Here is a 12,019-nt window from a genome sequence, read left to right on the forward strand (position 1 = left end):
TACTAGATTGGTAGAATTTAGAAAAAATAATTTTGCAGCTTGGCCGGCTCCCGGATAAAAGAGCCGCAGAACAAAGCCTGCGGCAGCAGCTTGAATCCGCCTGATATGCGGATGTGGAATATTTTTCTCTTGGCCGTTTGGCTTGCGGAAAACCGATTGCCTCCCGTCAGGGGATGCGCGAGTGGGTTCCTTCAGCTTTTTCGCGTCCGCGCCTAAAACTGCCGAAATTGTTCCGGAATCTGTTCGTCATGCCGCACGCCAATCCCAAGCTCACCGCGTTCCCGGTCTTCATGCGGGTCGAAGGCGAAGCCGTGGCCATCGTCGGCGGCGGAGGCGAAGCGTTGGCCAAGGCGCGGCTGCTTGATCAGTCAAGCGCTGTGCTTCGCATCATTGCCGATGTTGCCGACGCCGAATTGCTGAGCTTCATCGCCACGACCGGCGCCATCCGTATCGACGCCCCCTACGACGCCGCGCATCTCGAAGGCGCGGTCCTGGTGTTTGCCGCCAGCGGCGACGAGACGCTCGACCGCCGCGTCGCCCACGATGCGCGCCGCCTTGGCATTCCGGTCAATGCCGTCGACCGGCCGGAGCTATGCGATTTCTTCACCCCGGCGCTGGTCAACCGCGCCCCGGTCGCCATCGCCATCGGCACGGAAGGCGCGGGTCCGGTGCTGGCGCAGATGCTGCGCAGCCGCATCGACCGCATGCTGTCGCCGTCGCTCGGGCCGCTGGCAGCGCTTGCCGCCTCGTTCCGGGGTGCCGCCGAAAAGCTGCTGCCGAAAGGCAACGCCCGCCGCCAGTTCTGGAGCAGTTTTTTCCAGGGTGCACCGGCGCGCGCCGTCGAAGCCGGCGAGCTTTCGCAGGCGCATGACGCCGCCGCCGATCTGTTGCTGTCGAAGGCTCCGGCTTCGGGCCATATCGCGTTGGTTGGCGCCGGGCCAGGTGCTGAGGATCTTCTGACGCTGCGCGCGCATCGGCTTTTGATGGAAGCCGACGTCATCGTCTATGACGCGCTGGTGCCGGAGGCGATCGTCGCCATGGGCCGCCGCGACGCCGAGCGGCTGCCGGTCGGAAAACGCAAGGGATGCCACACCAAGAGCCAGGCCGAGATCAATGCGCTGCTGGTCGATCTCGGCAGGCAGGGCAAGCGCGTCGTGCGGCTGAAGTCGGGCGACCCGCTGGTGTTCGGCCGCGCCGGCGAGGAGATGGCCGCACTGCGCGATGCCGGCATCGCCTATGATGTAGTTCCCGGGGTCACCGCCGCCTTTGCCGCCGCCGCCGATTTCGAGCTGCCGCTGACGCTGCGCGGCGTCTCCTCGTCGATGGTGTTCACCACCGGCCATGATCTGAAGGGCAATTCGCTGCCGGATTGGGCCAAGCTCGCCATTTCCGGCGCCACCGTCGCCGTCTATATGGGCCGCTCGGTCGCCGCCGAAGTCGCCGGACGGCTGATCGAGGCCGGCCTGTCGCCGGACACGGCGGTTGCCGTGGTCGAGAATGCCAGCTTGCAGAACCGCCGCCGTTTCCACGGCACGCTGGCCGATTTGCCGTCGCTGGAAGAGCGCGCCGACCTGGCCGGTCCTGTGATGACCATCATCGGCGACGCGGTTGCCGGCGCCAACTTTGAACGTTCCGAGCCGCTTGCGGCACATAACTATGAGGGCGCCGCCAACGCGGCCGACGCAGAGGTCGAGCCATGAAGATACTGACCGCAAACCGCCTCTCCGACGGCATCGCCGTCTGGTACGCCGATGGCGGTTGGGCCGAGACGGTCGACCATGCCGACCTTGCCCATGACCAAGCGGCAGAGGACAGGCTGGAAGCAATCGGCGCCAAGGCCAACGCCAACAATCAGGTTGTCGACGTCAATCTGATCGACGCTGAAGTCGTCAATGGCATCGTCGTGCCGGTGCGGCTGCGCGAAAAGATCCGCGCCGCCGGCCCGACCATCCGGGAAGATCTGGGCAAGCAGGCTGCGCGGGCAGCGTAACAAAATACGGGCGGACGCGCCCTGAAAGACGAAACATGTACCGCTACGATGAGTTCGACCACGATTTTGTCCAAGCCCGCGTCGCCGAGTTCAGCGACCAGGTCGAACGCCGGCTGTCCGGCGAGATCACCGAGGATCAGTTCCGGCCGCTGCGGCTGATGAACGGCGTCTACCTGCAGCTGCACGCCTACATGCTGCGCATCGCGGTGCCCTATGGCACGCTGAACAGCGCCCAGTTGCGCATGCTCGGCCACATCGCGCGCAAATACGACAAGGGCTACGGCCATTTCACCACGCGCCAGAACATCCAGTTCAACTGGCCGGCGCTGTCCGACATTCCGGCGATCCTGGCCGATCTCGCCAGCGTCGAGATGCATGCCATCCAGACCAGCGGCAATTGCATCCGCAACGTCACCGCCGATCATTTTGCCGGCGCCGCCGCCGACGAGGTTGCTGATCCGCGCCCCTATGCCGAGATCCTGCGGCAATGGTCGTCTGTGCATCCGGAATTCTCGTTCCTGCCGCGCAAGTTCAAGATCGCGGTGACCGGGGCCGAGCGCGACCGCGCCGCCATCCAGACGCATGATATCGGTCTGCATCTGAAGAAGGACGCCGCCGGCGAGCTCGGCTTTGCCGTCTATGTCGGTGGCGGCCAGGGCCGCACGCCGATGGTGGCGCGCAAGATCCGCGACTTCCTGCCGGAAGCCGACCTGCTGTCCTACTGCACCGCGATCCTGCGCGTGTACAACCTCTATGGCCGCCGCGACAACAAGTACAAGGCGCGCATCAAGATCCTCGTCCACGAGACCGGCGTCGAGGAAATCACCCGCCAGGTCGAGGCCGAATGGCAGGAGCTGAAGGACGCCGAGCTGAAGCTGCCGGAAGCCGACATCCGTGCCATCGACGCCTATTTCGCGCCGCCGGCACTGACCGCCCGGCCGGAAGGCGACGCGGCGATCAAGCTGGCGCGGCTCGATTCCAGAAGCTTCTCGGATTGGCTCGACCAGAATGTCGTGACGCATCGCCATCCCGACTATGCCGCGGTGACGATTTCGCTGAAAGGTATCGGCGAAGTGCCGGGCGATGCCACCGACAGCCAGATGGAAGCGGTCGCCGACATCGCCGAGAAATACGCGTTCGACGAACTGCGCGTCAGCCATGAGCAGAACCTGATCCTGCCGCATGTGGCGCGCGCCGATTTGAAAGCGGTCTACGACGCTTTGGTCGACATTGGCCTCGCGACGGCCAATTCCAACCTGATCAGCGACATCATCGCGTGCCCTGGCCTCGATTATTGCGCGCTGGCGACAGCGCGCTCGATCCCGATCGCGCAGGAGATTTCGCTTCGCTTCGCCTCGCTGGAGCGGCAGCGCGAGATCGGCGAATTGAAGCTGAAGATTTCCGGCTGCATCAATGCCTGCGGACATCACCATGTCGGCCATATCGGTATCCTCGGCGTCGAGAAGAAAGGCTCCGAACTCTACCAGGTGACGCTTGGCGGATCGGCCGACGAGAACACCTCGGTTGGCGAAATCATCGGCCGCGGCTTCTCTTCGGAAGAGATCACGGACGCCATCGAGCAGATCGTCGACACCTATCTCGGCCTTCGGCTCGGTCCCAGTGAACGTTTTATCGACGCCTACCGCCGTGTCGGTCCCGCGCCGTTCAAGGAGGCGCTCTATGCTGGCGAAACCAAGGCCGCTTGACCGCATCGTCGACGTCGACGACAGCATCGCCGCCAAAGCGGCGGGGTTCGACGCGCTGTATGGACATCTGAGCCCGCTCGACATCATCGAACGCGCGGCGAGCGAATTGTTTCATGACGAGATCGCCGCCGTGTCGTCCTTCGGCGCGGATTCCGCCGTCCTGCTGCATATGATCGCCAAGGTCGACCGCACGCTGCCGGTCATCTTCCTGGACACCGGCAAGCATTTCGAAGAGACGCTGGGCTATCGCGATGCGCTGGTCGCCGATTTCGGGCTGACCAACATCAGGGTGATCAAGCCCGAAGACGCGGCGCTCGAGCGGGTCGATCCGACCGGCAATCTGCACCAGAGCAATACCGATGCCTGCTGCGACGTGCGCAAGGTCGAGCCGCTGGCGCGGGGCGTCGCCCCCTTCCGGGCCTGGCTGACCGGCCGCAAGCGCTTCCAGGCGGCGACGCGTGCGGCGCTGCCGGTGTTCGAGGCGGTCGGCCCGCGCGTACGCATCAATCCGCTGGCGCACTGGACGACATCCGACCAGGCCGACTACATGCGCGCGCATGCGCTGCGCGAAAATCCGCTGGTTGCGTACGGTTATCTGTCGATCGGCTGTTTCCCGTGCACGCAGCCGGTGCAGCCGGGAGAGGATGCGCGCAGCGGCCGCTGGGCCGGTCATGCCAAAACCGAGTGCGGCATCCATCTGTCGGGACTGGAAGTGTCGCTGACCGACGCATCCCTTTAAGCTATGGTGATATTCAGGTGAGGCTGGCCTGCAACGGCGGCTTCCGCCCGGAGGCCGTGTGGACCGGCTTTCGCGGACTTCGATTTTGGGGCTTTTAGGAATTTTCGATGACTGAACCGACGACAGCGGAGACCCGCCTCTGGACCCGGACGGGTTTTCGCGAGGACGAGTGGACACATGCCGAAAGTGCGGATGCACTGGCGGGCAATGGCCGCTTCATCCTGCCGTTGCAGGCATTTCTCGGCCTCGATGCCGAGGTGCGGCGCTCGGCCAAGGAGCGGCTGGGCGTCGCATTGCTGCCGGGCGACCAGCTGGAAAAGATCGTGGATCTGCTCGACCAGCTGTCGCTGGTGGCGCTGGCCTTTCCGGCCTTCAGCGACGGCCGCTCGTTTTCCAAGGGCGAATTGCTGCGCAGCCGCTACGATTTCGAGGGCGCGGTCCGCGCCACGGGCCAGGTGCTCGTCGACCAGCTGCCGCATATGCTGCGCCTCGGCTTCGACGAGTTCGAGATCTCCAACCCGGTTCTGCTGAAGCGCCTCGAAGAAGGCCGCACAGGCGGGCTGGGCCTTTACTATCAGCCGACCGAAGCGTCGGAGCCGAAGGGGCCGAAATACTCCTGGCGGCGCGTTCGCAACAGCTGACGCGACGGTAATTCCGCCTGTCTTTACAAAGACTGTGATCGGGCCTTCTCCTGGCTGTCCGGACGGAAATATCCGCCGGGCGCGAGGGAGGAATCGGCGCTCATCGGCGGCAACACCAATGCACCGTCCATCATGATCGCCGAAAAGGCGCCTGACATGATCAGGGCTGCAAGGTCTGGATGCGCGAGGAGCGCAAGGCTGCCTGAGCCGGTTTTTGGGAGATGCCGCCGCGCCTTCGGTGCGGCGGTTTTTTTCTTTGTCTTACGGAATTCCCAAGCGAAAGCCCGGAAAACCGCCTCACACTTTGCTGGAATTGCTTTTAGGCCAAGGCCCGCGCTTCGCGAAACGAGACCAGCTTGCGGCGGTTCTCGTCCCACAACGCAAGCTTGACGCAGCGCAGGCTGTCGAGGAGCGTGACGCGGCCGATGCCGCGCAGTTCGGGATAGTCGCGCAGCACTTCCTGCAGCCGGTAGCCCGGCACCTTGGCCGAGAGATGGTGCACGTGATGGACGCCGATATTGCCGGTGAACCAGTTCAGCACCGGCGGCAAATCATAATAGGACGAGCCGTGCAGGGCGGCACGCTGGAATTCCCACTCTTCGTCCTTCGCCCATTCCGTCTCCTCGAACTGGTGCTGGACGTAGAACAGCCAGATTCCGGCCGATCCGGCCAGGATCACGATCGGCAAATGGACGATCAGGAAAGCGCCGGGGCCGACCAGCCAGATAAGCAGCGCTGCCGCGACCGCGATGCCGAGATTGGTGGTCATCGACGACACCCAGGGCGTCAGGCCGCCGCGCATCATGCCGACCGGCAGCCTCTGCTCGAAGATGAACAGCCAGATCGGGCCAAGGCCGAACATCACCAGGGGATGGCGGTAGAGACGATAGGCAAGGCGTCCCCGCCAAGACAGCTGCCGGTATTCAGCAACCGTCAACGTCCTGATATCGCCTATGCCGCGCTCGTCAAGATTGCCGGCGCTGGCGTGATGGGTGGCGTGCGCGCGCCGCCAGCAATCGTAAGGGGTCAGCGTCAGCACGCCGAGCGCGCGGCCGATCCAGTCGTCGGCAGTGCGGTTGGCGAAGAAGGAGCCGTGGCCGCAATCGTGCTGGATCATGAAGATCCGCACCAGAAAACCGGCGGCGGGAAGGATCAGGATCAAGCCCCACCAGTGGCCATAGGAATAGGCTGCCGAAGACAGCGCCCACAGCGTAACGAAAGGAATAAGGGTGATGGCGAGTTCAAGAGTGCTGCGTCGCCGGTCGGGCTTCTTGTAGCGCGCCAGGATCTTCAACCAGGCGCGCTTGCTGTTGGCGGCCGTCTCGGGGGAAATCATGTTCATCAGGAAGCATAGGCGGGGCGTCCCGCTGCCGCAAGGAAAAGCTCACGCAAAATTACTGCGCGTAATTGTCGCGCGATAGCATCGCTATTGACGGCGTTGGCCGCCGGCCATGCTGGCTTCTATGCCGTCCAGCCGGTCGAGCAGATCCCGGAAACGGGCGGGAATGTCGGCCTCGGTGCGGAAGGCCGGCAAGGTGCGCAAGAAGCGCGTCGTCGCCTCGGTGCCGAACTGGCGCCTGATGTCGGCGGCGAGCTCTTCGCTTCTGTTGCCAGTATTGCGGTCCATTGTCTCAAATCCTGTGTCGGTTTCAAAACTCCTCCAAGCTTTGAATGGTTCCCCATAGCGGGGTATTGGCAAGCAAAGGCTGCCGTTACGGTAAAGTTTGAATTAATTTTGAACGTCCTTGCGCCCCGCACCAAGTCCGACGGGCAGCCCGCAACATTGCCTGCTGTGGGGCGTCCTCCTGGGCTTGCCCCTTGATTTTTGGCCGCCAAACCTCGATATCGGGCGCAAATCCAAACCATTCGAATGACGGGAAATGGCGATGAGCGACCAGACAAAAGACGAACGCGCGCCCGAGGATATCGAAACGGCCGAGGCCGAGCGCACGCAAGGCGGCATCGACGGCGACTATGAAGCGCTGGTGCGGCTGCTGAAGGAAAACGAGGAGCTGAAGGACCGCGCGCTGCGCGTCGCAGCCGAGATGGAGAATCTGCGCCGCCGCACCGCCCGCGACGTGCATGATGCGCGCGCCTATGCGGTGGCCAATTTCGCCCGCGACATGCTGTCGGTGTCGGACAATCTGCGCCGCGCGCTCGATGCTATCCCCGCCGAGGCGAAAGCGGCCGGAGATGCCGGCTTCAAGGCGCTGATCGACGGCGTCGAGATCACCGAGCGCGCCATGCTGTCGACGCTGGAACGGCATGGGGTGAAGAAGCTCGAACCGGAAGGTGAGAAGTTCGACCCGAATTTCCACCAGGCGATGTTCGAAGTGCCCAATCCCGATGTGCCGGCCAACACCGTCGTCCAGGTCGTGCAGCCGGGCTATTCGATCGGCGAGCGCGTGCTGCGGCCGGCCATGGTCGGGGTCGCCAAGGGCGGCCCCAAGATCGCGGCCACCGAAGCGCCGGTCGAGCCGGGGCCGGTGAACGAGCAGGCCGAGAAGGATGCGTGAGTAGGGTAGGCAGTAGGGAATAGGGAATAGGGAATAGGGAATAGGGAATAGGGAATAGGGAATAGGGAATAGGGGCAGGCGTATCAATCGCGCGGCTTCGTGTTATTCATACTTTCCCTAATTCCCAATCCCTACTACCTCATGTCCCTGACACCCATCGACCTCCTCGACTATGCCGGCGTCGCCGTCTTTGCCGCGACCGGGGCGTTGGCGGCTTCGCGCAAGCAGCTCGACATTATCGGCTTCCTGTTTCTGGCCAGCGTCACCGGCATTGGCGGCGGCACGCTTCGCGACGTCATCCTCAACCTGCCCGTCTTTTGGGTCGCCAACTCCGGCTATGTGCTGGTTTGCGCGGCGGTTGCGGTGCTGGTCTTCTTCATCGCCCACCGCGTCGAATCCCGCTGGAAATGGCTGCTCTGGCTCGACGCCATCGGATTGGCGGCCTTTTCCGTAATGGGCGCGGCCAAGGGGCTGGCCATCACCGGCTCGCCGGTCGTCTCCGTTGTTATGGGCGTGTTGACCGCCACATTTGGCGGCATCCTGCGCGATCTGCTGGCCGGCGAGCCATCGGTGCTGCTCAGGCCCGAAATCTACGTCACCGCCGCACTCGCGGGCGCCGGCCTCTACACACTTGGCGATCTTGCCGGCCTGCCGCCGCTCGCCTCGGATATCGCCGGCTTCGTCGCGTCTTTCCTGGTGCGCGGCGGCGCGCTGAAATTCGGCTGGACCTTTCCGTCCTACAAGAGCCGCCCGGGACGGCGACCGGAGGATATTCCGTAGGGAGAGGGATTAGGGAATAGGGAATAGGGAATAGGGAATAGTCGGTAGTCAGCAATTCGCGGCAGCCTTCACTACTGCCTACTGCCTACTGCCTACTGCCTACTGCCTCACGCCGCAAAGCGCTGCGCTTCCCCGCCATAATAGTTGACGTAGCGGGCGCCGATTTCCTTGACCGGCATCACCACGAACACATCGACGGTGGAGAACTCACGGTCGATGACGCAGCCGTCGCCGATGCGGGCGCCGACGCGCAGATAGCCCTTGACCAGCGGCGGCATGGCCGCGATCGCCGCCTTGGCGTTGACCGCCTCGATCGGCATCAGATCCATCGAGCAATAGCGGCCGGAGACCGCCCGCACATCCCAGGCGGAGTTGGTCCGGCAGTGATGGGCAAGGTAGGTGAGCGCCTCGGCATGCGCAGCCGGCACCGTGCCAGGGAACGAGGCACAACCGGTCATCACGCCGATCTCATAGTGGTTGATGTAGGCCCAGATGCCTTGCCACAGCGCCTCAATGGTGCGCTTCGAGCGGTATTCCGGCAGCACGCAGGAGCGGCCGAGCTCAAGGAAGCGCTGGCCGGGATGGCGGGCGATCAGCTTGGTCAGTTCGAACTCGCCTTCGGAATAGAAGCCGCCGGCGGTCGCCGCAATCTCTTGCCGCAGCAGGCGGTAAGTGCCGACGATGCGGCGATGCTCGGGGCCGGAGATCGAGGTGTCAAGCACCAGGAGATGGTCGCACAGCGGGTCGAAGCGGTCGGCGTCGCGCCGGTCCTGCGCCTGGAACAGGTCCTTCCTGGCGCCAAGCTCGTCATAAAACACCCGGTAGCGCACTTCCTGCGCGGCGGCGATCTCGGCCTCATTGCGGGCAAGCCGCACTTCGAGATTGCCGATACGGCCCAGCGGTGCGCCTGTTGCGACGGCATCGGCGTTCCGCGCGGCGAGCAAAGCGCCGCCTGCGCTGGGCCGAGTGTCACATTCCGGCATAACTGTATGCACGAGTGATTCTCCTTCGAGCCATCCCTCTTGGCACGGGGATACGGTGTAGGTGCAACAGGATTGTGACAGTACCGTGATACGGCGCGACGGGCAATACTTCGTCGGCTGGCGAAAACCCTCATTCGGCTACCTACGTGACGCGAGGATTGCGCCAGCGTCACCTTGAAGCGCGTCGCGCTGGGACGATTCACGCGACGCGCTTCAAGTCTTTGTTTTGTGCATGTCGTCTTCTCAAAACCGGGGCCATTTTCGAGCGACATGAATTCAGGCGGCCACCTGGCCCTCGACGGCATGGACCAGCGCGTCGGGATCGAGCGGCTTGGTGACAAAGCCGCTGGCGCCATGGGCGAGCACGGTGTGGCGGGTCTTTTCCTGGCTGTCGGCCGAAAGCACCATGATCGGAACCGGCGGCACAGCCATTTCCTCCTCGTGGCGGCGGATGGCGGCGATCGCGTCCAGCCCGTCCATGACCGGCATGTGCAGATCCATCAGCACCACATCGAAGCGGTTTTTCAGCCCGGCTTCGGTCACCGCCTCGACCGCGGCCTTGCCATTGCCGACCACTTTCACGCGATGTCCCGCCTTCAAAAGCGTGGCGCGGGCAAGCATGGCGTTGATGTCGTTGTCTTCGGCGATCAGCACCGACAAGCCTTGCCGGCGCCCGCCATGGACACGAAGGGCGGACACGCCGCTCTTTTCCGGCTTGGGCTGGGGCAAGGCAGGGGCGTGATTGGTCAACAGCACGCGCAGCAGCGTTTCGCCGCGCACCGGCCTTGCCAGGAAGGTGGCGTAGCCGCTGGCGCGGAATTCGCCAAGCATGCCGCGGTCGGTCGGCGCGATCAGCGTGATCGCCTCGCAATCGGCAAAGCCACTCTGGCGCAGGCGCTTGAGCAGTCTGCCGTCGCCGTCCTCCAGGGCCGCGTCGATCAACAGCACATCGCAATGTTCGGCGAAGGGCGTCGCCTGGGAAGCGGTTGCGGCGACGTCGACGGCGCCGCCATGGGCGCGGATGGTGCGGGCGATGGCGTCGGCCTCGACGGCGTTCTTCGACACGATCACGGCGCGCCGGCCGGCCAGGATGTTCTGCCGGTTCTGCGGTGCCTCGGTTGCTCCTGCGGCCGGGATCTCGAAGACGAATTCCGATCCCTCGCCAAGCCGGCTCGACACCGAAATGGCACCGCCCATGGCGGCGACCAGGCGCCTCGATATGGCCAGACCGAGGCCGGCGCCGCCATGGGTGCGGGTCGAGGTGCCGTCGGACTGTTCGAACTCCTCGAAGATGCGCTCCATATCCTCTTCGCGCAGGCCAGGGCCGGTGTCGGCGACGGTGAAGCAGATGCGGTCGCTGGTCTCGGTGCGGGCCCGTGCAACCGAAACCAGCACGCCGCCGGTGTCGGTGAACTTGATCGCATTGCCGATCAGGTTGAGCAGCACCTGCCTGACCCTGCCGGGATCGGCCATGATCATCTGTGGCACGTCGGGCTCGACATGACAGCCGAGGCCGATGTTCTTGGCGAAGGCTTTCGCCGCCATCAGTTCGATGATGTTGTCGGCGATTTCGCGCAGCGATGTCGGCTGCGGCTCCGGGTCGAAACGGCCGGCCTCTATCTTGGAATAGTCGAGCAAATCCTCGATGAGCGCCAAAAGGGCGCTGGCCGAGGTCGAGACGGCGCCGACATAGGTGCGCTGCTCGGGCGACAGATTGGTGTCAGCCAGAAGCTTGGCCATGCCCATGATGCCGTTCATCGGCGTGCGGATCTCATGGCTGACGGTGGCGAGGAAGCGCGACTTGGCCTGGCTGGCATATTCGGCGCGCTCACGCGCGGTGATCAACGAGGATTCGGCGCGCTTGCGGGCGGTGATGTCACGGGCAATCGCCCGGTGCGAGACGGCGCCGCTATCCTTGTCGCGCACCGACAGTTCGATCCATGAGAACCAGCGCGGACCGTTCGGGGTACGTATGGAGACGTCGGTGGAACTCAGGCATTCATGATCGGAAAAGGCGGCGTCGGGAACGATACCGACATCGATGCCGAGGTCGGCCAGAGTCCTGCCGGCAAGGTCGCGCTGATCGGTTCCGACGAGGCCGGCGAAAACCATGTTCGCATAGACGATGTGGCCGTCGCGGTCGCGGTGGACGACGAGATCGCCGAGCGCATCGATCAGCCCGCGAAAACGCTCCTCGCTCTCCTGCATCTCCCACATGCGGTCGGCCAGCGTCTCGATCTCGGCGCGGCTGCGCGCGGCGGTTTCGTCGAGCAAGGCCGTCGCGCGGTGGACGGTGCGGCGGTTGCGCAGGTGCATGGCGACGCCGGCAAGGCCGGTCGCCAGCAGACCGAACGTGATGAAGATCGGCGCGCCGGTGAGGTGAGACAGGCCCGCCAGCACGACGCTGGCGACGACCGTCAGGAACAGCAGGCCCTCGTGCGTGGCGCGCGGAAAATCCGGCGCCAGCGGCGGCGCAGCAACATGCTGCCGCTTGGGCGTCGCCGGGTTCGGCCCGTCGATGCTTTCGGCGCGGCTCTTCTCTTTCCTGGCGGACTCCGCGATCATGCGGAAATCCTTGCCAGATAGAGATTATGGAAAAGCGCGGCGGATCGTTCGAATTTTAGCGGTCATGCATTTTTGCCGCCCGTTCTGGCGGCTTCGGGG

Annotated in this window: 11 protein-coding genes; 7 read left to right on the forward strand and 4 right to left on the reverse strand. The window is 64.2% G+C overall.

Features of this window, described 5'->3' with window-relative positions; translation table 11 throughout:
* The first annotated feature begins 248 nt into the window (after window positions 1-248).
* From cysG to NKL04_RS30060, 5 genes are all read left to right on the forward strand, one after another.
* A complete protein-coding gene (gene cysG / locus NKL04_RS30040) occupies window positions 249-1,700 on the forward strand; it encodes a siroheme synthase CysG (RefSeq protein ID WP_023713439.1) in 1,452 nt (483 codons plus the stop codon).
* Window positions 1,697-1,990 carry a DUF2849 domain-containing protein gene (locus NKL04_RS30045; RefSeq protein ID WP_023691980.1) on the forward strand — a complete coding sequence of 98 codons (294 nt, stop codon included), beginning with the start codon at window positions 1,697-1,699 and terminating at the stop codon, window positions 1,988-1,990. Before cysG ends, NKL04_RS30045 begins: the two co-directional genes overlap by 4 nt.
* 35 nt (window positions 1,991-2,025) lie before the next feature.
* Window positions 2,026-3,696: a nitrite/sulfite reductase gene (locus tag NKL04_RS30050; protein WP_023700115.1), complete on the forward strand. Its 1,671-nt coding sequence runs from the start codon at window positions 2,026-2,028 to the stop codon at window positions 3,694-3,696.
* Window positions 3,671-4,435, forward strand: a complete 765-nt coding sequence (locus tag NKL04_RS30055) for a phosphoadenylyl-sulfate reductase (protein WP_023700114.1) — start codon at window positions 3,671-3,673, stop codon at window positions 4,433-4,435. The genes NKL04_RS30050 and NKL04_RS30055 overlap by 26 nt, the downstream gene beginning before the upstream one ends.
* A 107-nt stretch (window positions 4,436-4,542) precedes the next feature.
* The gene (locus NKL04_RS30060; RefSeq protein ID WP_023700113.1) at window positions 4,543-5,076 is read left to right on the forward strand and encodes a DUF934 domain-containing protein; all 534 of its coding nucleotides are present in this window, start codon (window positions 4,543-4,545) and stop codon (window positions 5,074-5,076) included.
* A gap of 319 nt (window positions 5,077-5,395) precedes the next feature.
* On the opposite strand, the gene NKL04_RS30065 is transcribed toward NKL04_RS30060, so the two are convergent.
* The gene (locus NKL04_RS30065; protein WP_023700112.1) at window positions 5,396-6,418 is read right to left on the reverse strand and encodes a fatty acid desaturase; all 1,023 of its coding nucleotides are present in this window, start codon (window positions 6,416-6,418) and stop codon (window positions 5,396-5,398) included.
* Between the two features lie 84 nt (window positions 6,419-6,502).
* Entirely contained in the window at window positions 6,503-6,703 is a 201-nt protein-coding gene (locus tag NKL04_RS30070) for a hypothetical protein (RefSeq protein WP_023669766.1), read from the reverse strand.
* A 259-nt stretch (window positions 6,704-6,962) separates the two neighbouring features.
* Between NKL04_RS30070 and grpE the strand changes: the two genes are divergently transcribed.
* Both grpE and NKL04_RS30080 read left to right on the forward strand, forming a co-directional pair.
* Window positions 6,963-7,592 carry a nucleotide exchange factor GrpE gene (grpE, locus tag NKL04_RS30075; RefSeq protein WP_023691975.1) on the forward strand — a complete coding sequence of 210 codons (630 nt, stop codon included), beginning with the start codon at window positions 6,963-6,965 and terminating at the stop codon, window positions 7,590-7,592.
* Between the two features lie 147 nt (window positions 7,593-7,739).
* Window positions 7,740-8,372 carry a trimeric intracellular cation channel family protein gene (locus tag NKL04_RS30080; RefSeq protein ID WP_031209141.1) on the forward strand — a complete coding sequence of 211 codons (633 nt, stop codon included), beginning with the start codon at window positions 7,740-7,742 and terminating at the stop codon, window positions 8,370-8,372.
* Window positions 8,373-8,479: 107 nt separating this feature from the next.
* Here NKL04_RS30080 and olsB read toward each other — a convergent pair whose 3' ends face one another.
* Together olsB and NKL04_RS30090 are read right to left on the reverse strand one after the other, a co-directional pair.
* Window positions 8,480-9,355, reverse strand: coding sequence for a l-ornithine N(alpha)-acyltransferase (olsB, locus tag NKL04_RS30085; RefSeq protein WP_023683057.1), 876 nt, complete (start codon window positions 9,353-9,355; stop codon window positions 8,480-8,482).
* A 276-nt stretch (window positions 9,356-9,631) separates the two neighbouring features.
* The gene (locus NKL04_RS30090; protein WP_023669762.1) at window positions 9,632-11,920 is read right to left on the reverse strand and encodes a response regulator; all 2,289 of its coding nucleotides are present in this window, start codon (window positions 11,918-11,920) and stop codon (window positions 9,632-9,634) included.
* Window positions 11,921-12,019: the final 99 nt, after the last annotated feature.

Source organism: Mesorhizobium sp. C264A (genome assembly GCF_040324515.1).
In the GTDB taxonomy this organism is placed as follows: Bacteria; Pseudomonadota; Alphaproteobacteria; order Rhizobiales; family Rhizobiaceae; genus Mesorhizobium.

What these genes read in the sequence shown, in the direction of transcription:
- cysG (WP_023713439.1), top strand. Translation starts at nt 249, where the DNA reads ATGCCGCACGCCAATCCCAAGCTCACCGCGTTCCCGGTCTTCATGCGG.
- NKL04_RS30045 (WP_023691980.1), top strand. Translation starts at nt 1,697, where the DNA reads ATGAAGATACTGACCGCAAACCGCCTCTCCGACGGCATCGCCGTCTGG.
- NKL04_RS30050 (WP_023700115.1), top strand. Translation starts at nt 2,026, where the DNA reads ATGTACCGCTACGATGAGTTCGACCACGATTTTGTCCAAGCCCGCGTC.
- NKL04_RS30055 (WP_023700114.1), top strand. Translation starts at nt 3,671, where the DNA reads ATGCTGGCGAAACCAAGGCCGCTTGACCGCATCGTCGACGTCGACGAC.
- NKL04_RS30060 (WP_023700113.1), top strand. Translation starts at nt 4,543, where the DNA reads ATGACTGAACCGACGACAGCGGAGACCCGCCTCTGGACCCGGACGGGT.
- NKL04_RS30065 (WP_023700112.1), bottom strand. Translation starts at nt 6,418, where the DNA reads ATGAACATGATTTCCCCCGAGACGGCCGCCAACAGCAAGCGCGCCTGG.
- NKL04_RS30070 (WP_023669766.1), bottom strand. Translation starts at nt 6,703, where the DNA reads ATGGACCGCAATACTGGCAACAGAAGCGAAGAGCTCGCCGCCGACATC.
- grpE (WP_023691975.1), top strand. Translation starts at nt 6,963, where the DNA reads ATGAGCGACCAGACAAAAGACGAACGCGCGCCCGAGGATATCGAAACG.
- olsB (WP_023683057.1), bottom strand. Translation starts at nt 9,355, where the DNA reads ATGCCGGAATGTGACACTCGGCCCAGCGCAGGCGGCGCTTTGCTCGCC.
- NKL04_RS30090 (WP_023669762.1), bottom strand. Translation starts at nt 11,920, where the DNA reads ATGATCGCGGAGTCCGCCAGGAAAGAGAAGAGCCGCGCCGAAAGCATC.